Source organism: Thalassotalea psychrophila (assembly GCF_031583595.1).
Taxonomy (GTDB): Bacteria; Pseudomonadota; Gammaproteobacteria; order Enterobacterales; family Alteromonadaceae; genus Thalassotalea_A; species Thalassotalea_A psychrophila.
The window spans coordinates 368,663-394,149 of sequence record NZ_CP134145.1 but is presented as its reverse complement, the minus strand read 5'-3'; the positions used below and the strand labels follow the sequence as shown (position 1 = coordinate 394,149).

Sequence of the window (25,487 nt, the reverse complement as noted above, 5' to 3'; positions counted from 1 at the left end):
ATGAATTTTTAGCGCAAACTATGTTTCTTATGCTTTAAAAGTAGATCAGTTTTTGATTAAAATCTAATCTAAATTGTAATATTTTTGTAAAAAATTGTCTTTGTGTTATTAATGTTTTGAATTCGTTTATAAATTTGCTCGTATAACAATTCTTTAACCAAGTGATATTACATGGCACAATAGAAAAAAATATTATAGGAAAACAAATGAAACGTTTGGTTGTACTGGTGTTCAGTTTGTACAGCATTGTGATTAATGCGACAGAACAAGCCCAGCAAATCTTTCAAGATATGGCGCCTTCTCTTTACCAAATTAGGTTAATTGATAAAGCTACTTCAGAAAAATCGTCTATAGGATCTGGTTTTCAAATTAGTGAAAACGGCTATATAGCTACCAATTACCATGTTATTTCGGGTTATGCTCAATACCCAGAAAAATATGTTATTGAATATGAAGATCACTTAGGTAATAAAGGTCACCTAGACTTGCAAACAGTTGATGTTATTAATGATTTAGCCATCGTTCTCTTAGATGATAACCCGCAAACAAAGCATTTTAACATATCAGAAAAAACGCCAAGTAAGGGGGAGGAGCTATATTCTTTAGGCAATCCCCATGATCTTGGCATGATTGTAGTTCCTGGTACATACAATGGTTTAAAGAAAGAAGCATTTAATGATCGTATTCACTTTACCGGTTCAGTAAATCCTGGCATGAGTGGCGGACCTGTGGTGAACAAGTTTGGCCAAGTTGTTGGTATTAATGTAGCTTCATCAGGAAATCAAATCGGATTTTTAATCCCACACGATAAACTAGCAAATCTAATTAACAACTTTGATGTACAAATTGAGCAAAGCATTGATGAACAAATTACCGCGCAATTAAAAGCGAATCAAACCCGCTTGTTAAATGAGGTGATGCTAAACGAATGGCAAACTAAAACGTTTGCCAATGCGTCAATACCTAATACGGGCGTTAATTATATTAGATGTTGGGGTAATTCTAATGCAGATAAACCTGATGAATTACTTTTTAAAGCCGTAACTAACTGCCAAATGGAAGAGTACGTATATATTTCGGAGTCATTTACTACCGGTAGTATAAATATGGAATTTCATTTTTTTAATGCTGAAGAACTAAGTAGTACTCGTTTCTATCAGATTTACCAAACTCAAATTAATAGAGCAGGTCCTGGCAATCGTGCTGGCAAAGAAGATGTAACCGAATACGAATGCCAACATGACATCACTACAGATAATGAAGAGAGCATTCGAAACAAAGCCATTTTATGTATTCGAGCTTACAAAAAATATCGTGGTTTATATGATGTAATGTATTTATCAGCAACTGTTGATCAAGACGCCAAAGCATTGGTAAGCCACTTCACGCTGTCTGGTGTGGATAAAAACTTTGCCCAAGTATTCAATAAGAAGTTTATGGAGTCAGTAAAATGGAACTAATTATTGAAGAAATTAGTCGTGGTAAAAAACTTATTGGTCGGCATAAATTTTCAACCTCAACTGTTAATATCGGCCGCGCTTATAATAACGATATTATTTTATCCGACCCTCATATTTGCCCTGAGCACCTTTCTTTAAAGTGTGACGAAGGTATTTGGTACATTAAAGATCTTGAGTCTCTCAATGGTAGTGTCTTCGCCAACAAGCAGCCATTAACTCAATGGCATGCGCTGGCATCTGGCGATATTATCCGCTTGGGTAAAACCCAGCTTCGATTTTATTTACCAGACCACCCGGTAAGTAAAAGCGTTGAATTCAGTGAACTTGAAAATGCCGTTGAATACTTTGGTCGTTGGTCAATGATTATCGCTATGGTCGCCTTATTTGGACTGATTAATTTTGCCTTGTTATATTTAAATAACCCAGATAAAGAGATTGTCTACAGCCAGCTTTTTATTGGCGTAATTTCAGTAACCTTAGGTTATGCATTATGGCCATTACTATGCTCATTGATGGCTTTTTTAAACAAGCACGAACCAAGGGTTGGCAGTCAATTAGGTGTAAGTTTTGTGATAATAAACTTATTCTGGATCATTGACTTTATCGATGCATTTTTAGGTTTTAATATTTCGAGCCAATGGTCTTGGCAATGGCTACTTGCAGTTATATCAATAGGCCTAACCTTTAGTCTATTTTGGTTTAACTTCTATATTGCCTTTGAGCAATCGTCAAAACGACGTATTCATATTGCTGCAGGCTTAACCATCATTATCTATGGAGGTTTATACATGAATGAATTAAGCGATAAACCAGACTTTACCCCTTACCCCATATATAACAGTACGATTTTAACGCCGATATTTTCTATTGCCCCGGCAAGTTCAAGCGATGAGTTTATTAAACAAAGTGATGATTTATTTATCGCCGCAGATAAACAGATAGATAAAAAATAAAAGCAAAACAGAAAGACCAAAAAGGGGTCCGTGATATTTAATAGTTTTTATTAAATATCACGGACCCCTTTAATTTATACTTTAACGCGTTAGTAATCAGATACCGTACTTTTCTCGGTAAGCTTTTACACTTTCAAGATGAGCTTTCATCTCTGGCTTATCGGCTAAGTAATTTACTACATCGCCTAAGCTAACTATCGCGATTACTGCGGTATTAAAGTCGCGTTCAACTTCTTGAATAGCTGATAATTCGCCTTGGCCTTTTTCTTGACGATCTAGAGCAATTAATACTCCTGAAAGCTCGGCGCCATGGGCTTTAATAATTTCCATTGATTCACGAATTGCAGTACCAGCAGTTATCACGTCATCAACTAACATGATTTTACCTTCTAGTGCAGAGCCAACTAGAGAACCACCTTCGCCATGAGTTTTCGCTTCTTTACGATTAAAGCAATATGGCACATCTCTGTTATGGTGATCAGCTAAAGCAACAGCGGTAGTTGTCGCAATTGGGATACCTTTATAAGCTGGACCAAATAGCAAATCAAAATCGATGCCAGAGTCTGCTAAAGCAGAAGCGTAGAAGCGACCTAAACGAGCTAAATCACCACCAGTATTAAATAAACCAGCATTAAAGAAGTAAGGGCTAACTCGGCCAGACTTTAAAGTAAATTCACCAAAACGTAATACTTGTTTTGCTAGGGCAAATTCAATAAATTCGCGTTGATAATCTTTCATTTATCTATCCTGTAAATCTAATTAACTAAGTGCTGCTTTTTGCGCATCAAATAATTCACTAATGCTCGCTTTTGCTAATTGCATCATTTCTTGCATTTCTTCAAAGCTGAACGGCTCTTCTTCGGCAGTACCTTGAATTTCAATTAACTTGCCAGTATCAGTCATAACCACATTCATATCTGTTTCAGCGGCTGAATCTTCAGGGTAATCTAAATCAGATACTGGAGTACCTTTATAAATACCTACAGAAACAGCGGCAATCATATGCTTAAGCGGGTTAGTTTTTAACGCGCCTTTAGCACGTAAATAATCTAAGGCATCTACTAAAGCAACACATGCTCCAGTGATAGAAGCAGTACGGGTACCACCATCGGCTTGAATTACATCACAATCAACAGTAATGGTATTTTCACCAAGTGCTGATAAATCAACCGCGGCACGTAAGGCACGAGCGATTAATCGAGAAATTTCTAATGTACGACCACTTTGCTTGCCTGAAGCTGCTTCTCTGCGCATACGAGTATGAGTAGAACGAGGTAACATGCCATATTCAGCAGTGATCCAGCCTTTACCTTGGCCTTTTAGAAAACGAGGAACACCTTCTTCAGCAGTAGCGGTACAAATTACTTTGGTATCACCAAACTCAATTAACACTGAACCTTCAGCATGAGCGGTAAATTGACGGGTAATGGTTACTGGACGAATTTGGCCAGCAGTTCTGCCACTTGGACGCATAGAAATTCCTAATATTTAAATTTATAAACTGCCGCGCATTATAAAGACTTATCGTTAATTTTTATAGTGCTAGTGTTGATTATTCATCCACAATGACTATCTAAATCGAAGTTGTTGAAATATAGTTAATACTTACAAGGTCATGTTAAGTAAGTTCCTCTGAGTTTAGACTATCTATTTATGAAAAAAACCATACAACAAGCAGTCGCCATTTTTGTTACGGCGATCATATTTATCAGCTTTTTATCAAACGCTACTGAAAGCGAATTACCGATATACAGTAAAGTATATGATGAGCAACGAGACCCTTTTAAAGACGCGATGGCAGCAATTACTTTGGCAGGTCAAACTGATCGCAATGTTTTAATAGAAATTGGTGGCGACTGGTGTACTTGGTGTCATAAAATCGATGCCTTTCTTGCGGCTAATCCTGATATTTATAAAGAACTTCATTCAAACTTCGTGTTACTTAAAGTAAGTGTTAGCGATACTAATGAAAACATAGAATTTATGAGCGGCTTACCACCGGTTTTAGGCTACCCGCATATGTATGTATCTACAGGAAAAGGAAAAGTGATTTTGTCAAAAGACACCGCCGAGTTTTTAAATATGGAAAACTATTCAAGACAAAAATGGTTAGAGTTTATTGATACGTGGAAATATGCAAACAACAGTCAAAACGTTGCCAAACAAAACGCAATCAATAACGTTGAAAAAACTTCAGCAGACCAAGGCTAGATATTTAAGGACTCACAAGATGATAGCCATACACTCATTTTTTGATAAACGCTACAAAACACCCCCATGTTTAAAACAGCGTTTATCTCGTAGAAATTTTATAAAATCTGCAGCATTGACTACAGCTTTAACTGCACTGCCAGTGTCTACATTCGCAAAAATTAATCTTGCTGATTTATCGCAAGATCCTTGGTTAACATTAAATGCCGTATTAGAGCATTTACTGCCCAGCTCAAAATCTGGTCCTGGCGCAAAAGAATTACAAGCAATTCATTATTTATATAACGTAGTCACTCAGCAACCAATCGAGCAAGATGAAAAAGACTTTATTGAAAAAGGTGTTGGCTGGCTAAATGGTTACACCAATGGTCAATTACAAAAATCATTTGTTAATTTAACCCAAGCAGAAAAAGAATCTTCGCTAAAAGCAATTAGCATGTCTCGCGCTGGTGAAAATTGGATAAGTACGTTGCTGAGTTATTTGTTTGAAGCCATGCTTGCACCACCAATTTATGGTGGTAATCCTAACGGCATCGGTTGGCAGTGGCTTAAGCATAAACCAGGATTCCCGCTACCAGCGCAAGGTAAACGTTATTACGAGCTGTCTGCTTATGCAGCAATAAAAGTCACCAATGTAGATGACAAAGTTACGCCAACAAAATCGCAAGGAAAAGCTCTTTAATGAAAAGTAATAAATTCGATGTGTGTATTGTTGGCAGTGGCGCAGGTGCTTCTCCAGTTGCTTACACCTTAGCAAAAGCAGGTGCAAAAGTTTTAGTACTAGAAAAAGGGCCTTGGTTAACTGAAGAAGACTTTTATAAAGATGAAATGGCCTGCTGTCGCCGTACCACCTACTCACCAAAGTTAAAAGATGAACAGCATGTTATAGAGGAAGAATATGAGGATGATGAGGGTAATAGCTATTGGCAAGGTGAAGCAACTAGCGAATCTGGCTGGGATTTCTGGAATGGTAATTTAGTAGGTGGTTCATCCAACTTTATGAGTGGCTATTTTCATCGTTTAAAGCCAATGGACTTTCGTCTTAAAACTGAATTTGGTGTCATTAATGGGGCCAATGTGGCAGATTGGCCCATAAGTTATGAAGATTTAGAACCTTATTATGACAAAGTAGACAATGAGGTGGGTGTATCGGGTAAAGTTGTTCCACATCCGCATCTTGAACCGCATAAAACTGATTACCCTTTTCCACCAACCGCTGAACATCCAATTTCAGCTTGGATAGATAAAGCAGCAAAAGATATTGGTTATCATTCATTTCCAGTGCCAAGGGCTGTTTTATCACAACCCGCTATGGGCAGACAAAGTTGCGAATATTCAGGCTATTGTTCAAGTTACGGTTGTTCGTCAGGCGCTAAAGGTAGCGGCAGAGCGGCCCTTTTAAACCACGCAGTGGCAACAGGTAATTGTAAAATTCAACCACATGCAAAAGTGTTTAACATTGAATCTGATGAGCAAGGCGATGTTAGCGGCATTTGGTATTACGACAAGGCAAATAGAAAGCATAAAGTTGAAGCAAAAGTTTATGTTATAGCCTGCCAAGCAATTGAAACGTCACGATTGTTACTCAGTTCAACAGGACCGAAACACCCGAACGGCTTAGCTAACAATAATGACCAAGTTGGTAAGAACGTAGTATTTTCAGCAGGAGGTAATGGCCAAGGTGATTTCTTATTTGATCAAATATCAGATGAAAAAGAGCAACAGCTTAGAGTTGTTGGACCGTTTATAAACCGCGCCTTGCAAGATTGGTATAAAATTGATGACAAAGACTTTGGCAAGCCAGCTAAAGGTGGCACCATAGATTTTCTCTTTCATCAAAATGCGATCTCTAAAGCCAGTTCAGAAAAATGGGATGAGGATGATAATTTAGTTTGGGGTGAACAACTTAAGACTAATTTACAAACAGCATTTAATTTTGGTAAAACTCTACGCTTTGAAGTATTCAACGACTGGCTACCAACAGATGATTGTTTTATCACTCTCGATGAAGATAACACTGACAAGTGGGGAGACCCGGTTGCCAAGGTAAGAATTGGTGCTCATCAGCATGACCTAAAAGTTGGGGAATATCTAACAACGAAGGCTGAAGTGTTACTTCAAGCTATGGGCGCAACCAATATTAGTTCATCTGTAAGCTCTTATCCGCCGGCAAACTTGCAAGCAGGCGGTTGTCGTTTTGGTGACGATCCAAAAACGTCAGTCTTAGATAAAAACTGTAAAGCCCATGACGTAGATAACCTTTATGTAACCGATGGTTCGTTTATGCCAACCGGGGGTAGTGTGCCCTACACCTATACTATTTATGCCAATTCTTTTAGAGTTGCCGATAAAATAGTAGAGCGCCTACAGTTAAGTTAATTTAGTAGCCTGCTCACTTCTAAATATACCGCTAACTGTTATGATCTAGCGGTATTTTTTATGCTAGGTTTGCCGAACTTCATTCTGTGGTGCATAATCTGTTCACCATTTGGCACAACAAATTATTATGTGCTGTATGGAATTATCTACTTCAAAAGGAATATTTATGATCCATAGTATGACAGCATTCGCCCGCATTGAGGTGAAAGGTGACTGGGGTAACGCAGTTTGGGAAATTCGCTCGGTTAACCAACGTTTTCTTGAAACATATTTTCGTATGCCAGAACAATTTCGTGGTTTAGAAGCCGTATTGCGCGAACGCTTTCGCAAGCAATTAAACCGCGGTAAAGTAGAATGTAATTTACGCTTCAATGCCAACCCTGCGGCAAAAAGCAACTTATCCATTAATCAAAAACTCGCTGAACAACTTATCGAAAGCGCCAACTGGGTGATCAATAAAGCGGGTGACGGTAAGCTTAATCCTCTAGACATTATGAAATGGCCAGGAGTTATGGAAGCAGAAGAAACCGATATGGATACTGTTTCAGCCGAGCTATTAGCTGGTTTTGATCAAGCCTTAAAAGATTTCATTGCCGCTCGTGCCAGTGAAGGTGCAAATATGGCTGAGCTTATCAAAGCCCGTTTAGATGGCATTACCGAAGAAGCCAGCAATGTAAAAGCCCATATGCCAGAAATAATTTTATGGCAACGTGAGCGTATTATTGAAAAATTTAAAGACGCCGGTGTGGATCCAGATTCAACGCGCCTTGAACAAGAACTTGTAATGTTAGCGCAAAAAATGGATGTTGATGAAGAAATCGACCGTTTATTTAGCCACGTTAAAGAAACTAACAAGATCTTGAAAAAAGGAGGGCCACAAGGCCGTCGTTTAGATTTCATGATGCAAGAATTTAACCGTGAAGCTAACACATTAGGCTCTAAATCGATTAATACTGACATCACCGCTGCTGCAGTTGAACTAAAGGTTTTAATTGAGCAAATGCGTGAGCAGATCCAGAATATAGAATAATTTAGTTTACCAATGTCTAGTCTTGATATAGGTTGGCACATAGCAATAAAAAAGCCCTATTTAGGGCTTTGTTTCATTAATTTTATAAACAATATATTGTTCTACCTGGTAAAAATCATCTCCATTCTCAACTAAAAGAAACTTTACTAAAGTTAGAGTCAATTAGAGAAAATAATTTTTTTAGACTATTCTTGTGACTAAGGTTATTAATCACAGGGTTGTCGTTAAGTCATGAAGTTTAATTATTCAACTACAAGTGAATTACTTGATGAATGTAATTAAAAAAATAAAGCTACCTTTTATTTTACTCTTGCTTATTGCTGCTTTAGTTACTTATATTTTTTATGACAAAGCAGTCATTGTTAATCATGACAAATCCCTCCCTGCTCAAATCAAAAACAATCAAGCTGTAAGCAACCCTTCCCTAATAAATAATCCTAAAACCATTGCCGTTTTGCCTTTTGTGAATGTCAGTAATGAAAATGAACAAGAATTTTTTGCAGATGGATTAACCGAAGAGTTATTAAATAAAATTGCCAAAATACCGAAATTGAAAGTAATTGCCAGAACATCATCCTTTTTCTACAAAGACACAAATGAAGATTTACGCGTTATCGGTAAAAAGTTAGGTGTTAAATATATTCTCGAAGGCAGTGTTCGAAAATCTGATGATATGGTTAGGATAAGCGCGAAATTAATTCATGCCTCTGATGGGTTTCAATTATGGTCACAAATTTATGATCGATCATTCAAAAATGTGCTTGATATACAAGATGAAATTTCAGTTGAAGTTGCCAAAGCTTTAAACATTGTTCTCGATGCAAAATCGACACAAGCAATGAAAAGTTCAGGTGTAAGTAATGTCGATGCCTTTATTGCTTATCAAAAAGGCCTGCAATTATATGACTTAGCGCATGGCCATGGTAAAGACAAAGTTGAGGTGTTAACGCAAGCAAATCTACAGTTTGATATTGCTATTAAACTGGAACCTGAATTTGCCTCGGCTTATTTTCATCAAAGTGATTTATTTAGTCATATATTGCTCTATGCCACAGAAAGTGATGAACAACTCGCAATAGCCCATAAAAAATTAAGTAAAAGTTTACAATCGGCGGCATTATTTGCCAAAGATCCGTTACTTAAATTATATATAAATATAAATAACATATTGCATTCAAATGATTGGAATTTACTACCTACTTTTGCCGACCGAGCTGCCGATTATGACTCTTGCCTTCAACCATTGTATTTTCCTGTTTTGCTTAACTTTGGTTATCAAGATACGCTAATGAAAATATATCAATACATCATTAATTGTGACCCTTTAAACCCAATTGGTTATTATGGTGTTGCAACTACCGAGCTGCATAATTGGCAGCCAGAACAGGCATTAATCTTAATTGCTAAAGGCGAACAACTTACCGGTCGGCATGACTGGTATACCTTAAAGAAAATAATCGCCTATTTCCAATTAAAGGATTTTGATGAGGCGACTCGTGCCATTGAGTCTTTAAAGCATCGTCCACTTCTATACAAGATCCATCTCGCCACATTACATGCCATGATGGGTAATGGTGAAACTGGACTTGCATATATAAAAGAATTGCGGGAAACAAAGCCAAGTAACTATATTCGATATTCAATAGTTTTAGCTGCGGCAATAGGTAATGTGAAACTTGCCAATGAATTGGCTGCCGCCTTAGATGCCAAGCCCGCAGGTTCGTTTCAGTTAATGCAAACAGTTTTTGCTTGTGGTTGCGGCGCCCCTTTTGATATCAACCACACGCCTAATTTTAAACGGCGAATTGAAGAAGCCAAATTTTCCTGGCCGCCGAAGAGTATCCTGTTATACCCAAATAAAAATTGGTGAAAATCACCATTGTTAACAATAAACTTAGCCACACTTTCTAAGCGATGACATTTACCATTATGATTTTTAATAAAGATAGGGTTCTTTCAATACTTTAAAATTTTATGGTCGGTAATACCAAACGGATAAAATCTTCGATAGTTGTTATTTGAGAATGTGCGTCAGGGTATGATGTTCCGTCACTTTAAAGAAACCAATAAAATCTTGAAAAAAGGCGGTCCACAAGGCCGTCGCTTAGACTTCATGATGCAAGAATTTAACCGTGAAGCTAACACCCTTGGTTCTAAATCAATCAATACATAAATTACTGCTTCCGTAGTTTAATAGGAGGCTTTAATTGAACAAATGCGCGAGCAAATTCAGAATATCGAATAACTATTCACTTATACTCACTACACACTAAAGCTCTTGTAATTAAGGGCTTTTTTATTTCATATAACTTGACAAGGCTTCATAAAGTATCACAATAGTGTAGACAGATTTGATGACATAAGCAGTAAGCGCATCATTAAAACTCACAACCTGTCATCAATTGGGGATACAAAATGGCTTACAAGCTAAATGACAAGCAAATCCGCGCTTTATTAAAACAAGGTAAGCCAGGGCATCACAACGTAGCCCGAGGACTATATTTTCGGATCAGTAATGAGGGAACCGGATTTTGGTCCGTTAAGTATACGATTATGAAGCGTAGACGGGAAATGAGCATAGGTCGTTTTCCTGAACTTTCGTTGGCTGATGCGAATTTAAAGTCACTGCAAATTGCAGCCGAGGTTCGCCAAGGTATAGACCCTTTAGAAGAGCGTGAACGTGAATCTAACGGCAGCTTTCAAATTATTGACAACTTAGCCGAGGATTGGTTAAAAGACTGCCACAAGCGCTTAAAACACCCTAAAATTCCACAACGAGTATATAGAAAAGAAATAGCCCCAATTATTGGCAAGATGGCTTTAGTATCAGTTAAGCCACTGGACGTCAGACGTATCTTAAACTTAATCGTTGATAGCAATCGCCCTACAATCGCTAATGATACTTTGGGTTACCTTAAACAAATGTTCCGCCACGGTATTAAGCTTGGCCTATTAGAGTCTAATCCGGCAGAAGCCTTTTCCTATACCGATGCAGGTGGAGTAGAAAAGAGTCGCTCTCGTGCATTGTCATTCGACGAAATCAAAACCACATTTAAAATTTTAAGGGATAACACCGATCAATTTGTTCCTCAAAATTATTTGGCACTCTGTTTGTTACTTTCATTAGGTATTCGCAAAGAAGAATTAGTTGCTGCTAAGTGGAAAGAATTCGATTTAGACAAGCAGACTTGGCATTTAACAAAAGAAAGGACAAAAACAGGCGCGGAAATAACAATACCTTTATCTTCTAATTGCGTTATGTGGTTAAACACCTTGAAAGTATTAGCATTTGGATCTGAGTTTGTGTTTCCTAATCGTCGTGCATCTAAAAGGAGTGCGCACATGAGCCATGACACATTAAATGCAGCCGTTAACAAACAATTCAACTTAGGTAATTTGTCAGTTGAGCACTTCACCATTCATGATCTAAGAAGAACTTGTAGATCACTGCTTGCAGAAATAGGTACCCCTAGCCATATTGCTGAACGCTGTGTGAATCACAAAATCAAAGGTGTTGAGGGAATTTACGACCGGTACGATTATTTTGATGAAAGAAAGAAAGCATTAAAAAAGTTATCTACAAGGTTAGAAATATTTATTTAACTCTTAGGATAATTTGCTGTACAAACAAAGCTAACAATTCGTTGATAAGGTAGACAATAGTGCTGGTTTTTAACTCATTTAAATAAGTGAGTTAAAGAATATTTATTTCATCTTAGGCTAAACAAGAAAACAGTTACCTTGTTGAAACTTATTAACTAAATAGGTTATATTTTTATCCAACAGAAGAGAAGCCCATTTTTAAACATGGAAGTTTTTCTCTTAAATAGCGGTTAAACGCTATTAAAAATTTCTGCAAACTAGGAGCTTCAATGTCAATTGTAAATGTAAGAGCTGTATATTTCCCTTATTGTATCCAAAAAAAAGAAGATGGTTCTTGGCTGATGTTAAATCGCAATTATAGGCCTGTCGGGTTTAATACTGATGACTTCTTAAAATACGATGAACTTCCCGTTTCTATAAAATTAAAAGGGATCGGCCCTGCTACATTGAAAAAGCTGTCATATAAAGGTGAAGCTTCAGATACTGTGTATTTATATAATGATGGTTGTGTACCGACTAGCAGTGAAACAGCTATGTCATCATATTTGAAAAAGCTAGAGATTTTACTTAAATTGCAAAGCGCTTAGCAAGCGTATTAGGCAAGGATATGTAATGAAGAGATTTATAAATTTAATCAATGCTATGCCGACACAAGAACAGGCCTTTACTTCTAAAAGAAAAACATGGAATAAGTTTATAGTAGAAAACAATGAAGTATCTGAACTCCTAATTGCAATGTTTGAGGAGAATGGAAATATTGAATTATCAAGAAAAGATCTATTCGAATACTCTCAAGAAAGTTGCCTCAAGATGTTTGTCATCGCCACTATCGTATGGGGGTACCCCGCAGGAATGAGAGGTAATAATTTTTCAAATATCTCAATAAATTTAAAGGAATTAGTTCAAGTTTTAAAAGAAGCTCAATATGGTATAGAAAACTGGATAGAACATTATAAGAAGGTAGAGCCTATTAAGGGTTTAGGTTTATCAACATATACCAAATTACTATACTTTTTGGATGTCAAAGTCGAAGGGGAATCAGCTCTAATTTTAGATAACAGGATAGTAAATATTATAGAAAAAGGCCTATTTCCTGAACTAGATGCAATTAATACAGATAACGCTGTTCATAATTATCCTAATTACCTAAAAGAGATGGACAAAATTTCTAAGTCATACAAGGTTGACTCTGATAAGTTGGAAATGTTCCTATTTGAGTTTGGTTTAAATTTAAAGTTAGTAAATGCCGATTAAGGCGTTGTGCACTTATGGAAATATAATGAAACCTAGCACTATTGAATTTTTATCTAAGGATATGTGTATCGATATTCATGATCTCAAAATTAAGCTAGGCTCTGAAGGACTGAATAACCACAGCTCTCAAATTGAATCCTTTCTAAATCGTGTTGTAGATCTATTTAACGAAAACTCTGACAGTAAAAAAATAGTTGAATTAATTAATAATGAATTCAACTATTTTTGTGATGATTTGAACGAGGATAGCTTTGAAGTTCTAGACTCTATGAGGCATGCATTTACGACTTTTTCAAATCGCAGCATTAAAAATTTATATTTTGAGCAAGAGAACCAGTGCTGGTATCCCAATATTGTTCTTTCAAGTGTTGTAGACAAAGCTGAGCTAGAAGATAAACCAGACACTTTAATTGTGTACCGAGGCTGTGATGTAAAAGAAATGTTTCAAGAAGTATTTGAACAATCATGGACGATAAGTAAAGATGTAGCAAAAGACTTCGCTTTTAAACATTACCAGTATGAAAATTGGTTCTCCAGTGCGAATCGTGTTGTTTTAGAAGCTAAAATTGATAAATCTCAAATATATTTATCAAGGCTTTATCACCATGAAAAAGAAGTAGTGGTAAACCCGAGTGCGTTGCAAAATGTCCAACAAAGCACGTAAGAGGTCAAGCATAAAAATACAGTTGGCTATGCACGTACCTCAAAATTTTGTCCTTTTTGCAAAGCGTCGCACTGAATCAGCGATGATAAGTGTTATATACGGATTAGTTTTAGTATCAAAACTTTGTCTTCAAAGAAGCAAATAGAATTTCGACTGTACATTTGAGGAAGAATAATTAAATTGCTTATCTATCCACTCGCGTAAACTACATTTCTTTTATGCATTTTAACTACTCTATCACTAAACTTTCCTCGTCCGTGACCTTTTGTCATAGAAACAACAGCTAAGACAGATAAGACAGATGTGACAACTACAAACCAATTAATATTATTCAATGAAGAATAAACATTTAAGAGATTTTGTTCAGCCAAATATTTAAATCCAAGTAATAACCAGACGGCAGTGAATACTGCACTAACTATTTCGTTAATTTTTGATACAGAATATGTTTCTTTAGGGTGAACAATTTTGTATAAAGGCCCCGTGAATTTATCTTCAAGTAAATCAACATGAACTTCCCAATGCCTTTGCCACGACTTGCTACCAATATTAGTTAAAAGCCATGCGTAGGAAAGTACAAAGCCAATACAAATGATTATGTAAACATCAACATGCGCGTAATTATCATGCTTCTGATAATTGTCAGAACCTACCAAGGCAAAATATCCTACAAATGTACTAGCAATGAAAGCCCAAAAATATGTCGCTCTCTTCCAGTACATTTCAATTTCAAAATTCCTCGCCTCCCAAGCTTTGTTAAATGCGCGCTCGGCTATTTCGGGATCATCACATTTAAGTTCTTCGCGGTATTCATCTTCTGTTAGTACAGTTAGACCTGGCTGCTTTGTTGACCAAATATAGTCGAGCATTATTTTTCCCTTTTAAATATTAAAACTTTTTTAAATAGCTAAACTACTAATACACAAACATTCATGTGTCTATCATTTGATGACCTTGATATATTACACACTTAATGTTTTAGCTAAATGCATTACGAAACTCTATATTTGGATTAACTTTTGATACTAAGTCTTTGATAAATCCTTTGTCTTGATTACTGGTACTACGGCCAAAAATAACTTCTTTTACTTCTACATCTATCGTAGTTTTATTACCTTTAGAAAATACTCTTACTTCTTTTTCATAGCCCCATACATCAAGCTTATGTGACAAAATATCAATAGCTGCATCAGAATGCATGTTGTGCATACCTAACTTGTGTAAACCATCGTACTCTATTGGCCGAACTTTATATTTTAAGCTATCAATCTTTACCCCTATTGCTACCCCGCGATGGCCTTCAGAATAATGTGACCACATCAGTTCATTTTCAGGGTCTTTAGATAATGAGCATACCTTTATTTTTTCTTTTTCACCTTTGATAATTCTCTGAATATCTTCATCCAAGCCACTTGACCCCGGCGGGTATAAGTAGCGCCCTTCCATAGGGTCATTAAGGTCAAAATAGGGCGCAGCATACAGTCTATTTTTAAGAACTATATCCACAAAGAATCTAAAATTTTGAATACCGCGATACTTATAAAGAATCAATTAACTATCCTTGCACATTTATTAGAAGACAAATGGTTTTGAGGAGGTAAGATTCGAATTCCAACCAGATCAAAAGAATATGATAGCTTACTTTATTGACCAAATATCAACAAGATAGCAGAGTAAATTCTTTTGATTTTTTATTAAAAGAATAATATAAAACTAAAACCTCCAAAATTAGACAAATATATTCATTAGTAAATGAGCTTGAATTCTTTTTCAGAAGAGACTTTATTATTGATGGCGGTTTGTACCTTTACTTTATAAGTGAAGCTCTTATTTATAGAGCTTCACACTTGCTTCTGGAAAGTTATTTTTTACATATTCGCTGTTAATTTTTGTTCCAAATTTACGGTTTTTGTTCACAAAATAATTAATAGCCACATTTTTGAAGCGAAGCCGACAATTCATTTGCTTTGTTTATTCCGTCTTCATATTGTCGTAACAGATGGTTGTAATGTTCAACCATGACATCATATCTTTCACAGTCAATATCATCAAAATACTCATTCGTTTGAAATATTGTATACGCCAGCTTGTCAATGTTGCAATGTAAAGCGTAAAGCACTTTTTCTTGGTTAAATAGACTAGATTCTAAACTACTAAAGTCTTGATTTTCTGCCCTACTCGTATATTCATCATTAGCGGCTCTGGGTGCATATAGCATTGATGTAATATTCTTTGATATTTTAACTACTTTCTTCAAAGGCAGCTTCCTACTTTCAACTTGTAGCATTCGCCTACAAATTGCCTGTGCAAGTTGCTCCTTTTGAAAGTACTTAAAATCTGATTCATCATTAAAGAAGTCACTTTCTACAACAAGGAGATATGACTCCTCAAATATACGATTGAAGTTGGTGAGTATAGTTTCCTCTAACCCGGTATTGGTGGAAGGAAAAGTTAATGTAGGAGCTTCTTCTCCATAAGAGGTGATTTTCTTTCTAATGGTTGATGCTAAGATTGTCCGGTTGTATGTATTTGCAATAATGTTTGTGGCACCCATAAATTTTCTCCATTCAGAGGGTTGAACATCTTTGAGAAACAGAGTCGCTAATCAAAGGCCACAATTAACTTTAATGATAAAAAAAGAAAAAAATACAGTGAAATCCGTATTTTTCTGTTTATTTTATGAATTTACCTCTTGAACTTATGTTTAAAATCATTATTACACGTTCGATTTTTGAGCAACATATTTGTACTTTTGTAATATTAATCTACGCTTTTATGAACTTTGTGATTTTTATGGGGATATCACTTGTATCGCTTCATTATAGGAAAACGATTTTTAAAAGCTGTTTCAAAAGTGGATAACAAATCCTCGAACCACATATGGAAATCACTTACTTTATTGGAACATAACCCTCCCCCAAAAGGTCTTAATGTAGAAAGATTAAAGTCTAATAAAGATTTGGAATCATGCAGGTTATCTAAAGGCATTAGGGTGATATTTTTTAGGAATGCAAATAAATCTTTAATTGAGCTTTTATTTGTAGGTAACCACGCTGATGCTTATAACTTTGCAAGATCGTTCAATACTTCTCATTGTGAGTTGGCAGAGCCTAAGCCTATTTATAATAAACCTAAAGTTTTCTATTCTAGAGTCACTAAAGAGCCTCATATCCCCAAAAAGAAACAAAATCTTTGGGCATTACTAGTGTCCTTATTCAAGCCAAGAAAAAGAGTACTAGTATCCTCAAGGTATGCTAATTATTCCGCAATAGAAATAGTAAAATCTCTGTCTTAATATTTCAATTTATCAATATAATATTTTTGTATTGTGTGTAAGTGTTTATAAAACCCCTTAAGACTCATGTCAGACTTCATCCGATTACAAGTCTTACAGCAAGGAACACTGTTTTGTTCTGTGTAACCTAGGTTATTATTAATTCTGTCTATACCGTTTATCTTGATAGCCATGCCCTTTTTTACGTGCCTTCTAACTTGGCTTGGCACCGTATTACAATAATAACAACGAGATGAAATCAGTCGCTTAAATAATGACTCTAATAAATTGAACTCTATTCCTCGTTCTTTAGCATTTCTTTTATAACGCCATAAAGTCATACTGACAACAGGTTGATTATTTTCAAAATCATTTACTACAAACTCCATTTCATTTAAATTGCCATTCTCGATTATTCTTCCTATTTGTTTTATAAAGCACTCTAGCTTTTGGTCACTTTTCATCTGATTACAACAGAAACACGAAGGTGCAGAATTAAGGATAGTATACCCCTTATTGTTATCTACTCTATCGATTCCGTTATATAAAAGCTCTTGATTACCTTGATGCCATCCTTTAGCTACTTGCAACGGCTGCACACCACAATAAATGCACTTTTTCTGTATGATTGAAATGAACTCTTCATAGCTCAACTCGAATTCGTTATTATTTCTTTTGGCTTGAGATTTATAATCACCATACAATTTACGGTATGCCGACTCTGGGTTGAAAACTTTACAACCACAACTTTGTGTACGTCCTGTGACGAGCTTCTCGGCATCCACGATTAACTTCTTGCCACAAACGCACTCACAAGAAAATCTAGCCTTTATATGCCCCCCTTCTGTAACTCTAGATGCACTTGGCGCTAAAACCGTTAATAAACCATATACGTTGCCTGTAAGATCGTTCCAATTAACTGGGTGTGTATTTTTAAGGCATCCGCAACTCTTAGTATGCCCACTCTTGATATTACCCAGTAAATAACTTTTCTTGATGCCACAATCACAAATACAATCAATATATGTAGCCCCTTCAAATCTGAATGAGTCAGAAGCGACGGTTAACCTTCCCTTTTTATCGCCGATGTTTAGCGGATTACAATCTCCACATGTTTTCGAATTTCCGGATTTAAGGTTCTTACCGATAATAATCTTTTCTTTTCCGCAACTACATGAGCATCGCCAAGCACTTCTACCATCGATAGATCCTGCTCGGCAAATTACAGTTAACTCCCCAAAAATTTGCCCTTCGAGATCTAAACTTTCCATCAAATATGCCTTAAGAGAACCACATGAACATAAATATAGTTAAAAAATACACAAAAACAAACATAAGCCATTGATTACATTAGATAAGTCAAGACTGACTTACTAGAGTTATACAGAATTTAAGCCGACAAGTGTAAGGAAAAAAACTTTTTAAGGGCTAAAAACGTGACCAAACGTTGCATTTTTGTGCATTTTTGTGCGATTTGGAGCATGAAGTTAAAATGAGATGAGTTCAAATATGTCAATTCAAAGGTAAGAAAAAATATTCTGAGGAAGTTTTTTGAACAGCTAAACCATTAAAGTTGATACCATTCTTATACTTAAGAGGCACTCAATACTGAATAACTAAGTATAAGGTTTGAATGATAAGTGGCCACTTTTTATGTGACCACTGCGTTTCAGTTAACTAAATTTTTCTAGGACTTATTAAATACCGAACTCTTGAATTTCTTGTTTCCAATCATCCTCTAGCAACATTTTAAAGCTCATGCCGCCTGCTGCCATTTCAAGTTCAAGCTCTCCAACACTTATCGCATTTTCAATGTGTTCAGTTAGTAAATTAAATAGTCGTTTCTTATATTCTGTATCATTATTGCCTTTAAGGTGATCACCTTTAGTTTCTAATAATGAAAAGCTTAATTTCCCTTTTGTTTCTTTTTCTAAACAAACCAACAAGTCCGGATATACTTTATTTTTTTGCCAACCTTGGATGCTATAGTCTCTTTGATTTACAGCAATTCGATGCCACCAGTAGACAGTCTCTTTACCATCTAGATACAAAGCGGTTTGTTTTTCCAAATTGTTAACGCCGCGCTCATATACTTTTTCATATAAGCTCCTTTCAAGAGGTTCACCATTTTTACGCTTCAGCAATCGATCATCTTCGTACACTTGAACATCAACTTCTTGTGCAAGCTCCCAGTTCAAATCAGATTCTAATGGCGCTACCAGCCTTAAGGATAGTTCACCAATTTTTAGCTTTTCTAAAAAGACTTTCTCACTTCGTTCCATGAGCTGCGCTCTAAGATTTTTCTTCATATCTTTAAGAAGCTCTAATCTTCCAACATATAATTGCTCTTCTGAAACGCCAGCTGCCCTCAGGCCGCTCAAAGTACTTTCTAAGATTCTCATACATTGCCAAGGGTTTGGAATCACTTCCATGAGTTGTCGCACCAAAAATGGCTCGTCAAGCCATTCTCCAGCAATATCTTCAAGCTCTTCCTGAGTAAGTTCTAAACCGAGTTGATCTTCTTCACCATTTTTCTTGTAGCTAATACGAGCTATTGTTCGATGTAATCTATCTTCAATCAGGTGAAAATTTGCCACATTATCATAATCAAATTCATCCCATTCAAGAATGCCTAAAATATCACGTTCATAATCAAAATTACGATACCCTTCTGTCGCAGCTACGTCTCGGTGAAAGATTTTAGGGAGCAAAATCTTTTGTCCATTATTGAAACGCGGTCTAATCTTAATTTTCTCTACTTTCGACTCTACTTTAGATTCTCCATTATCATTAGCGCCATGTACAAATCCAGCTAAATCCCCTAATCCTTCCTCTTCTAATCCTTTGCGAACACCATCAACAGCATCATTAACATCTTGATCAAAAGTGTAAACATAACACTCATCAAGCGATTGAATACCTGTGATTTTTGCATCTGGTTGCCTTAAAACACGACCTATCATTTGGGTTAGTGCTGTTTGAGCTGTCATTTTGGAGAGAATCGTTAAAACATAAGCAAAAGGACAATCCCAGCCCTCTTTTAACGCATCTTTGGTGATGATATAACGTACCGGAGACAAATCACTTAACAAGTCTTCGTCGCCTAATTCGTCAGCATTAGCAGTTTTTTCCCTAATAGAATCTTCTGTCACACCTAAATTTTGAATTAAATACTCTCTGACGTCTTCTGTATGCACAAAAGATGAATCACGTTGATCTTTGCCTGTTCTTTCAACCCTTATGAGCATAATGGGCCTTATATAGCGACCTTGTTCATTTAGCAAGAGGTTGGAATCGTTTTGCAAACTATTAAGTTTAGTATGAGCAACTGTTAGAGTGTGCTTCCAATCCGCACCATCTTCATTGATGACATTTATTGGAAGTTTGATCATTTGTTCATCTTTCAAATCTTTGCCGGGAACATTTACAAGAACATTTGATTGATGCTTTCCTTTAGAGTTTGGTGTAGCAGATAACTCCAGAATAAACTTAGGATTAAAACCACACAGGGTTTCTCTTGCTGTATCACTATATGCCTTGTGCCCCTCATCAATAACAATTGTAGGACGTGCAAGTCTTAAGACATTCCCTAAACTCATTTTGATTGAAGTTGAACTACCAAACAAACCTTCTTCAAATAAATCATTCGTATCTAGGTTTTTTACTTGGTTTAGCAGTTCTTCATTCTTTGAAACATCATCTTCAATAGGGAAAAATGACGTAAATCGGCCACTATCCCTAAACATTCTCAATGTATCTTTCGATTTTCTTGCCGAAGACTGAAGCATTAGCATCATCACACAAAGTTGTTGATCTACATCTTGTTTTGTAAAGGAATCATTTTTCTCTAAAAGCTTTACACGACCTCCAGATGCTCGTTCAAGCATTTGACGATAAGGGTGTTCCCTATTAGCTAGTTGCTTCCATGTTTGTCGATAGATAGAATCCGAAGGAACCACCCAGAGAACTAAACCAGTTTGTTGTTTAAAATAATCCGTTTGAATTCGCTCTAAACTTGCTGCAGCTAATAAAGTTTTACCTCCACCAGTGGGTACCCGGTAACATACGTTAGGAATACTTCGGTCTAAGCCGTCATACCTAGACAAGTAAGGTGAAACGATTTTGTTACCTTGTTTATCTTGCAAGTAAGGTAATGATCTATTTTGATTTAATACTCCCCATGTATCAGCACAGTAATTACCAATTATTGCTTCTCTTCCTTGTTGTTTTTGAAATTGAACAAAAAGTTCAGCTTGTGTTTGAGTGTCATCAAGCACAGTTAAATATTCTTCAAGTTTTAATAATACACCTTCTTGGTAATGCTTCAATTCCATAATTAATTCCCCATAATCTTGTGCACAGCATAAGGTAACTGGCAAAATTCTATACGATTTTTGGTCAACTCTTTTTGGCTCATAAATTTCGCAACGGCAAAGACTATAGTACGTTTACCTTTAGTTCGACTTGCTTTTATTGCTTCCACTTTTTCATTATTTAATGCAGCTTCATTTGATCGTAACCAGTTAACTTCAGGTTTATAAAACAAGTGAATACGGTATGAATTTGTTTCTCCAATTAGACCATCGACTGAAGCTTTGGCAACCTTATCGATTGAACATCCTGTAACGGTATAAAAAACGTATTTCGCAAGCGATTCGAAGCTAGGCATGCCTTTACCGGTTAATAAGCTTTCAACTTGAATAGGGTCGCCTAGGGTACAATATGTGAAGCTGCCCCCTAAACCAGCCATAGTATTTTCTTCTTTTCGTTCGCCAGTTACGGTTATAAAATTATCTTTTATTTCTTTTTTGATTTTATCGAAATTTACCAATTGCTCATTTTCAATATGATCAACTTTTTCCAGTAGCTGTTGAAACTTCTTAGATAAAGATCTCCAAGATATTTTTTCTTTCAAAAACTCTTCTTTATAGGTTCCTTTAAAAGAGTACCCGTTTATTGAACGACGAATTCTCTCTGCCGTAAGATCGTTTGCATAGTCTTCGCACTCTAATAAAATAAATTTACGATTTCCTTTATCTTTCTTATTTGCTGCTATGACTGCATGGCCTGTTGTGCCCGAACCAGCAAATGAGTCTAAAATTGTAATATCTTTGTTACCAATCACAGTTAATATTTTTTCTATTAACCCCAAAGGTTTTGGAGTTGCAAAAGGCAAATCCCGATCCTTGAACATAGCAGTTAAATGCTTTTTCGCAGAGTCACTACTTCCTACTTCATTGTATTTCCATATTGTTTGAGCTGGTATTGTATTTTGAACTTCCGACAAAAACCTCTTAAGTCTAGGTTTGCTATTGCCATCATCACCAAACCAAATTCTATTATCCGCAATTAATTGCTCTAGTTTATCTTTATTAAATCGCCAACTACTCCCCTTTTGTGGGAGATGCTTTTTACCATTAGGAGCTACAATTTCATATATGGCGTAATCACGAGATTCCATTCTTAATAAATCACCTGAAGTCCAATCTCCTCTAGGATCATTATCTTGATTTTTATATGCGGAGTTTTGAGATTCAGTCCGAGGCAACCCATGTAGTTCAAAATCCCCATTATTTTTAGAATAAACTAGCATGTAATCGTGCTCTTCTGAAAAATATTTGGTATCACTTTTCACACTATATTTTTTTTGCCAGATTATTGTACTAATGAAATTATGCTCACCGAACAATTCGTCTAAAATTGGTTTTAAACGATGCATTTCATTGTCATCCAAAGTGATCCAAATACTTCCAGTTTCTGCAAGTAACTCCTTTAAAAGTTGTAACCTAGGCCACATCATACAAAGCCATTTATCATGCCGTTCCAAATCTTCCTTATCAACAGGATTAGCTGATTTTTTAAGCCATTCTTTCATCAATGGGGAGCGTACATTATCGTTGTAGCACCAGCCTTCACTACCGGTGTTATAAGGGGGATCTATAAAAATACAATCTACTTTTCCTGCGTGTGTAGGTAATAAAGCCTTTAGGCCTTCTAAATTATCGCCATGGATAATTAGATTGTCATCTAGGGAAGCCTTATTCCCTTGTATTGGTAGAGATTTATCTTTTTCTACCTTTAGCTCTCTGAATGGTACGCTGAGGTGATGTGAGTATACGAATTGCTTTCCCTTGAATTCTAACGATGGCATTAAAGCTCCAATGAACATTTTGGTCAAAAATAATAGACTTAAGTTTACATTTAAACTGAATAAGTTCAATGACAAAGATGAAAGGCAACCTATTTATTTCTTATTGTTTTTTTATATGTATTAAAAGCACCTGAGCAATTATATACCTCAAGTGCTAGGGGCACCTCTTATCATGATTCTGATTATTGATTCGAGCCTTCCACTTTAATTATTTTGTCACTATGGATGCGCACAATTGAAATGTTTGCCACCGGCCATTTATCAACATTGTATAATTCCATTTTTTCAACAGTTTTCAAACCGAACACACAGAAACCATGTAGTTCAATTTTTTTTATTAAAGTTGAAAGGCTAAAGGATGCTTTAACTTTTTCACCACTATCTAAACTAGACAATAGTTGTCCCCAATCTTCAATAGTTGATAGTGCTTCTGCAAGAAAATCTGCGGTCTCTGCAGTTTCTGGATCATCATGATTGATACGAAATGCTAATGAACCATCAAGCACCGAAGATAATTGAGTTCCGTTTGTTATCCGGGTTAAAAACTTATTTGTTTGCCCATCACTAATTGCCGAAACGTCCTGTTCTTTATTCAATTGTGAAGCATCCATACCAAATACGACAGCAATCGCTTTAAGGGTCTCTAAAGACGTTGTGCCTTTATTTTCAAGCCTTTGGATTGTTCTTAAACTGACGCCAGCAATCATGGCAAGCTGATCTTGTGTCCAACTCTTTTCCGTACGTAGTTTTTTAATTAATTTAATATTTATTTTCATATCCATTATAAGTATCTCTTTTGCAGTTAATTAGTAAAGCTATTTTCGAAGATACTTATTCCATTGTATACGCCACACATACGACAGCTATACGACACACCTTTTATTACTCGTTGTCATATCAAAAGGTGTAAAGTATGAGAAAAATTATTTCCGTGTATAAATAGGTGAATTTGGTGCAATTTAGTGCAGTTTTGAACAAAAAAGGGATAAATCGCCATGATTTATCCCTTAGTATAAGGAAGCATATTGAGGAATGGTATCTTATATGACCATGCCGTAGGCGTTAACTTGGTTTTTCTAGGACTTTGATCACCGAGAATAAAACACTAACTCGGTCTACTTCAGATTTTAATTGATATCGCACGTCATCAATTAATGAAAGTAACCTTTGTTGAAGTAAAAAGGCCCGTTCCCATTTTGCTTTGACAGATGACTCAATACCAAAAAATGAAAAGTTCCTTTTTCCCGGTACAATAGGGCGATCAAATTCTTTAGTCATATAATCCGCAGCACCAGCATCAATAGGACAATCAACAGTTTTATACTCTCTAGAACCAATTGTGTAATCCAATGTTTTGCGTTTGTAGTAGGATTTAATTAATACAGCATTATTTTCAGGACTGCATAAATTTTTAATGCCGCGCTCACCTGGACACTTACCACAGAATCGTTTCAACTCTGAATTGTTTCCTGCAATCAGCATGTGAACATGTAATTGACAAGCCACAGGGATTATCTGACCGCGATTATTTATAACATTTGTCATAACTCTTTCCGTAGATCGCTCTATTGATAAAACTCCTTTTGCTTGACCATTAAAGTACTTCTTAAAGTAATACTGCAATTTATTGTGTATTACCCTAGTAGGATTATCAGAGCGATATAATAGCCGTGATACTTCTTCACTTAACTGGAATGTTACAGAAGCTAGATCTTTATCGGTAATGTCTGAAAATTGTTTTAAGGAGTTAAAAGCAAAACGAGTATATGGTTGCCAAAATCTCGTTCTAGTTTTCCTTATTTTACCCACTGATGTTACTTCTTTAGGAGAAGGGATCAGCATATTGTAGTCTGCTAAAATATCTCCGATTTCCAGCAGACTGCCTTTGTTATATTCGAAAAACCTTCGTTGTGAATATAATCCTGGAATTTCAGCTACACCGTTAATAATACCAACTACTGCTTCAGTAGCGATGTGTAAATCTGACTTTTCTTTTAAACCCATAACAAACATAGGTTTCATAACTAACTTACTCATAATATTTCCTAATTGTTTTTTACATATCTCTGTATAAGAGCATTTTTTGTACAGACTGAATTCAGCTAAATAAACTGCTTTTTACCCAAACAAAATTCAGCTAATTAAATAGAGGTATTATCCAACTTCAAAATTCAGTGGATCAGACATCCAGTCATGTATCTGAGATAGTCGATATGCAACACACCTAGTTGTTATGCGTATGGCTTTGGGAAACTTCTTGTCTTTCTCTAGTCGTAAGATTGTTGCTCGGCTGAGCCCCACCAAATCAACAACTGAAGAAATGCGTAAAAACTTTTCTTGTTGAGTTGTATTGTGGGTTTCATGTTGGGTATGTAACTGCTTCATATAATCTCCTGATATTTAATTAATCTTCAGGAGCTATTAAATCAGCTAAATTGTTGCTTTTGAGGCAATAAAGCGGCAGTAGTTATGTAATGTGATAGTAATTCAAGCTTGACTTACTATCAT

Annotated in this window: 22 protein-coding genes and 1 pseudogene; 12 read left to right on the top strand and 11 right to left on the bottom strand. The window is 36.0% G+C overall.

Annotated features, from left to right (window positions below; translation table 11 throughout):
* Window positions 1-206 precede the first annotated feature (206 nt).
* Together RGQ13_RS01780 and RGQ13_RS01775 are read left to right on the top strand one after the other, a co-directional pair.
* On the top strand, window positions 207-1,460 hold the full coding sequence (locus RGQ13_RS01780; protein WP_348391852.1) for a S1 family peptidase: 1,254 nt from the start codon (window positions 207-209) through the stop codon (window positions 1,458-1,460).
* On the top strand, window positions 1,451-2,413 hold the full coding sequence (locus tag RGQ13_RS01775) for an FHA domain-containing protein (protein WP_348391851.1): 963 nt from the start codon (window positions 1,451-1,453) through the stop codon (window positions 2,411-2,413). The genes RGQ13_RS01780 and RGQ13_RS01775 overlap by 10 nt, the downstream gene beginning before the upstream one ends.
* Window positions 2,414-2,509: 96 nt before the next feature.
* On the opposite strand, the gene pyrE is transcribed toward RGQ13_RS01775, so the two are convergent.
* Together pyrE and rph are read right to left on the bottom strand one after the other, a co-directional pair.
* Window positions 2,510-3,151, bottom strand: coding sequence for an orotate phosphoribosyltransferase (pyrE, locus tag RGQ13_RS01770; protein ID WP_348391850.1), 642 nt, complete (start codon window positions 3,149-3,151; stop codon window positions 2,510-2,512).
* A 21-nt stretch (window positions 3,152-3,172) separates the two neighbouring features.
* The gene (rph, locus tag RGQ13_RS01765; RefSeq protein ID WP_348391849.1) at window positions 3,173-3,886 is read right to left on the bottom strand and encodes a ribonuclease PH; all 714 of its coding nucleotides are present in this window, start codon (window positions 3,884-3,886) and stop codon (window positions 3,173-3,175) included.
* 180 nt (window positions 3,887-4,066) lie between these two features.
* On the opposite strand from rph, the gene RGQ13_RS01760 reads away from it, so the two are divergent.
* From RGQ13_RS01760 to RGQ13_RS01715, 10 genes and pseudogenes are all read left to right on the top strand, one after another.
* Window positions 4,067-4,624, top strand: coding sequence for a thioredoxin family protein (locus RGQ13_RS01760; RefSeq protein ID WP_348391848.1), 558 nt, complete (start codon window positions 4,067-4,069; stop codon window positions 4,622-4,624).
* Between the two features lie 19 nt (window positions 4,625-4,643).
* Window positions 4,644-5,306: a gluconate 2-dehydrogenase subunit 3 family protein gene (locus tag RGQ13_RS01755; protein WP_348391847.1), complete on the top strand. Its 663-nt coding sequence runs from the start codon at window positions 4,644-4,646 to the stop codon at window positions 5,304-5,306.
* Window positions 5,306-7,003 (top strand): GMC family oxidoreductase, encoded by a 1,698-nt coding sequence (locus RGQ13_RS01750; protein WP_348391846.1) that lies wholly within the window; start codon window positions 5,306-5,308, stop codon window positions 7,001-7,003. The genes RGQ13_RS01755 and RGQ13_RS01750 overlap by 1 nt, the downstream gene beginning before the upstream one ends.
* Before the next feature lie 166 nt (window positions 7,004-7,169).
* The gene (locus RGQ13_RS01745) at window positions 7,170-8,033 is read left to right on the top strand and encodes a YicC/YloC family endoribonuclease (RefSeq protein WP_348391845.1); all 864 of its coding nucleotides are present in this window, start codon (window positions 7,170-7,172) and stop codon (window positions 8,031-8,033) included.
* Between the two features lie 268 nt (window positions 8,034-8,301).
* The gene (locus RGQ13_RS01740; RefSeq protein WP_348391844.1) at window positions 8,302-9,903 is read left to right on the top strand and encodes a hypothetical protein; all 1,602 of its coding nucleotides are present in this window, start codon (window positions 8,302-8,304) and stop codon (window positions 9,901-9,903) included.
* A 180-nt stretch (window positions 9,904-10,083) separates the two neighbouring features.
* Window positions 10,084-10,278 (top strand): annotated as a pseudogene (locus RGQ13_RS01735) (endoribonuclease YicC domain-containing protein); the annotation flags it as partial.
* A 170-nt stretch (window positions 10,279-10,448) separates the two neighbouring features.
* Entirely contained in the window at window positions 10,449-11,636 is a 1,188-nt protein-coding gene (locus RGQ13_RS01730; protein WP_348391843.1) for a tyrosine-type recombinase/integrase, read from the top strand.
* A 269-nt stretch (window positions 11,637-11,905) separates the two neighbouring features.
* A complete protein-coding gene (locus RGQ13_RS01725) occupies window positions 11,906-12,223 on the top strand; it encodes a hypothetical protein (RefSeq protein WP_348391842.1) in 318 nt (105 codons plus the stop codon).
* A gap of 25 nt (window positions 12,224-12,248) precedes the next feature.
* A complete protein-coding gene (locus tag RGQ13_RS01720; RefSeq protein WP_348391841.1) occupies window positions 12,249-12,890 on the top strand; it encodes an 8-oxoguanine DNA glycosylase OGG fold protein in 642 nt (213 codons plus the stop codon).
* A gap of 25 nt (window positions 12,891-12,915) precedes the next feature.
* Entirely contained in the window at window positions 12,916-13,554 is a 639-nt protein-coding gene (locus tag RGQ13_RS01715) for a hypothetical protein (RefSeq protein WP_348391840.1), read from the top strand.
* A gap of 188 nt (window positions 13,555-13,742) precedes the next feature.
* On the opposite strand, the gene RGQ13_RS01710 is transcribed toward RGQ13_RS01715, so the two are convergent.
* The 9 genes from RGQ13_RS01710 to RGQ13_RS01670 all read right to left on the bottom strand — a co-directional run bounded on the left by RGQ13_RS01710 (window position 13,743) and on the right by RGQ13_RS01670 (window position 25,364).
* Window positions 13,743-14,423, bottom strand: a complete 681-nt coding sequence (locus RGQ13_RS01710; RefSeq protein WP_348391839.1) for a RipA family octameric membrane protein — start codon at window positions 14,421-14,423, stop codon at window positions 13,743-13,745.
* 109 nt (window positions 14,424-14,532) lie between these two features.
* Window positions 14,533-15,060, bottom strand: a complete 528-nt coding sequence (locus RGQ13_RS01705) for a DUF2971 domain-containing protein (RefSeq protein WP_348391838.1) — start codon at window positions 15,058-15,060, stop codon at window positions 14,533-14,535.
* Window positions 15,061-15,478: 418 nt separating this feature from the next.
* Entirely contained in the window at window positions 15,479-16,108 is a 630-nt protein-coding gene (locus tag RGQ13_RS01700; RefSeq protein ID WP_348391837.1) for a hypothetical protein, read from the bottom strand.
* A gap of 737 nt (window positions 16,109-16,845) precedes the next feature.
* Window positions 16,846-18,099 carry a hypothetical protein gene (locus RGQ13_RS01695; RefSeq protein WP_348391836.1) on the bottom strand — a complete coding sequence of 418 codons (1,254 nt, stop codon included), beginning with the start codon at window positions 18,097-18,099 and terminating at the stop codon, window positions 16,846-16,848.
* A gap of 426 nt (window positions 18,100-18,525) precedes the next feature.
* Window positions 18,526-21,162, bottom strand: a complete 2,637-nt coding sequence (locus RGQ13_RS01690) for a DEAD/DEAH box helicase (RefSeq protein WP_348391835.1) — start codon at window positions 21,160-21,162, stop codon at window positions 18,526-18,528.
* 2 nt (window positions 21,163-21,164) lie between these two features.
* Complete coding sequence (locus tag RGQ13_RS01685) at window positions 21,165-22,979, bottom strand: site-specific DNA-methyltransferase (protein ID WP_348391834.1); 1,815 nt, start codon at window positions 22,977-22,979, stop codon at window positions 21,165-21,167.
* 182 nt (window positions 22,980-23,161) lie between these two features.
* Complete coding sequence (locus RGQ13_RS01680) at window positions 23,162-23,761, bottom strand: helix-turn-helix transcriptional regulator (protein ID WP_348391833.1); 600 nt, start codon at window positions 23,759-23,761, stop codon at window positions 23,162-23,164.
* 280 nt (window positions 23,762-24,041) lie between these two features.
* Entirely contained in the window at window positions 24,042-25,016 is a 975-nt protein-coding gene (locus RGQ13_RS01675) for a hypothetical protein (protein ID WP_348391832.1), read from the bottom strand.
* Window positions 25,017-25,133: 117 nt separating this feature from the next.
* A complete protein-coding gene (locus RGQ13_RS01670; RefSeq protein WP_348391831.1) occupies window positions 25,134-25,364 on the bottom strand; it encodes a helix-turn-helix transcriptional regulator in 231 nt (76 codons plus the stop codon).
* Between the last annotated feature and the right edge of the window lie 123 nt (window positions 25,365-25,487).

Excerpts from the sequence above, each read along its gene's own strand:
- RGQ13_RS01690 (WP_348391835.1), bottom strand. The coding sequence starts at position 21,162 with ATGGAATTGAAGCATTACCAAGAAGGTGTATTATTAAAACTTGAAGAA.
- RGQ13_RS01720 (WP_348391841.1), top strand. The coding sequence starts at position 12,249 with ATGAAGAGATTTATAAATTTAATCAATGCTATGCCGACACAAGAACAG.
- RGQ13_RS01750 (WP_348391846.1), top strand. The coding sequence starts at position 5,306 with ATGAAAAGTAATAAATTCGATGTGTGTATTGTTGGCAGTGGCGCAGGT.
- RGQ13_RS01715 (WP_348391840.1), top strand. The coding sequence starts at position 12,916 with ATGAAACCTAGCACTATTGAATTTTTATCTAAGGATATGTGTATCGAT.
- RGQ13_RS01700 (WP_348391837.1), bottom strand. The coding sequence starts at position 16,108 with ATGGGTGCCACAAACATTATTGCAAATACATACAACCGGACAATCTTA.
- RGQ13_RS01775 (WP_348391851.1), top strand. The coding sequence starts at position 1,451 with ATGGAACTAATTATTGAAGAAATTAGTCGTGGTAAAAAACTTATTGGT.
- RGQ13_RS01675 (WP_348391832.1), bottom strand. The coding sequence starts at position 25,016 with ATGAGTAAGTTAGTTATGAAACCTATGTTTGTTATGGGTTTAAAAGAA.
- RGQ13_RS01685 (WP_348391834.1), bottom strand. The coding sequence starts at position 22,979 with ATGCCATCGTTAGAATTCAAGGGAAAGCAATTCGTATACTCACATCAC.
- RGQ13_RS01710 (WP_348391839.1), bottom strand. The coding sequence starts at position 14,423 with ATGCTCGACTATATTTGGTCAACAAAGCAGCCAGGTCTAACTGTACTA.
- rph (WP_348391849.1), bottom strand. The coding sequence starts at position 3,886 with ATGCGTCCAAGTGGCAGAACTGCTGGCCAAATTCGTCCAGTAACCATT.
- RGQ13_RS01725 (WP_348391842.1), top strand. The coding sequence starts at position 11,906 with ATGTCAATTGTAAATGTAAGAGCTGTATATTTCCCTTATTGTATCCAA.
- RGQ13_RS01755 (WP_348391847.1), top strand. The coding sequence starts at position 4,644 with ATGATAGCCATACACTCATTTTTTGATAAACGCTACAAAACACCCCCA.
- RGQ13_RS01760 (WP_348391848.1), top strand. The coding sequence starts at position 4,067 with ATGAAAAAAACCATACAACAAGCAGTCGCCATTTTTGTTACGGCGATC.
- RGQ13_RS01745 (WP_348391845.1), top strand. The coding sequence starts at position 7,170 with ATGATCCATAGTATGACAGCATTCGCCCGCATTGAGGTGAAAGGTGAC.
- RGQ13_RS01680 (WP_348391833.1), bottom strand. The coding sequence starts at position 23,761 with ATGGATATGAAAATAAATATTAAATTAATTAAAAAACTACGTACGGAA.
- RGQ13_RS01695 (WP_348391836.1), bottom strand. The coding sequence starts at position 18,099 with ATGGAAAGTTTAGATCTCGAAGGGCAAATTTTTGGGGAGTTAACTGTA.
- RGQ13_RS01780 (WP_348391852.1), top strand. The coding sequence starts at position 207 with ATGAAACGTTTGGTTGTACTGGTGTTCAGTTTGTACAGCATTGTGATT.
- RGQ13_RS01740 (WP_348391844.1), top strand. The coding sequence starts at position 8,302 with ATGAATGTAATTAAAAAAATAAAGCTACCTTTTATTTTACTCTTGCTT.
- RGQ13_RS01670 (WP_348391831.1), bottom strand. The coding sequence starts at position 25,364 with ATGAAGCAGTTACATACCCAACATGAAACCCACAATACAACTCAACAA.
- pyrE (WP_348391850.1), bottom strand. The coding sequence starts at position 3,151 with ATGAAAGATTATCAACGCGAATTTATTGAATTTGCCCTAGCAAAACAA.
- RGQ13_RS01730 (WP_348391843.1), top strand. The coding sequence starts at position 10,449 with ATGGCTTACAAGCTAAATGACAAGCAAATCCGCGCTTTATTAAAACAA.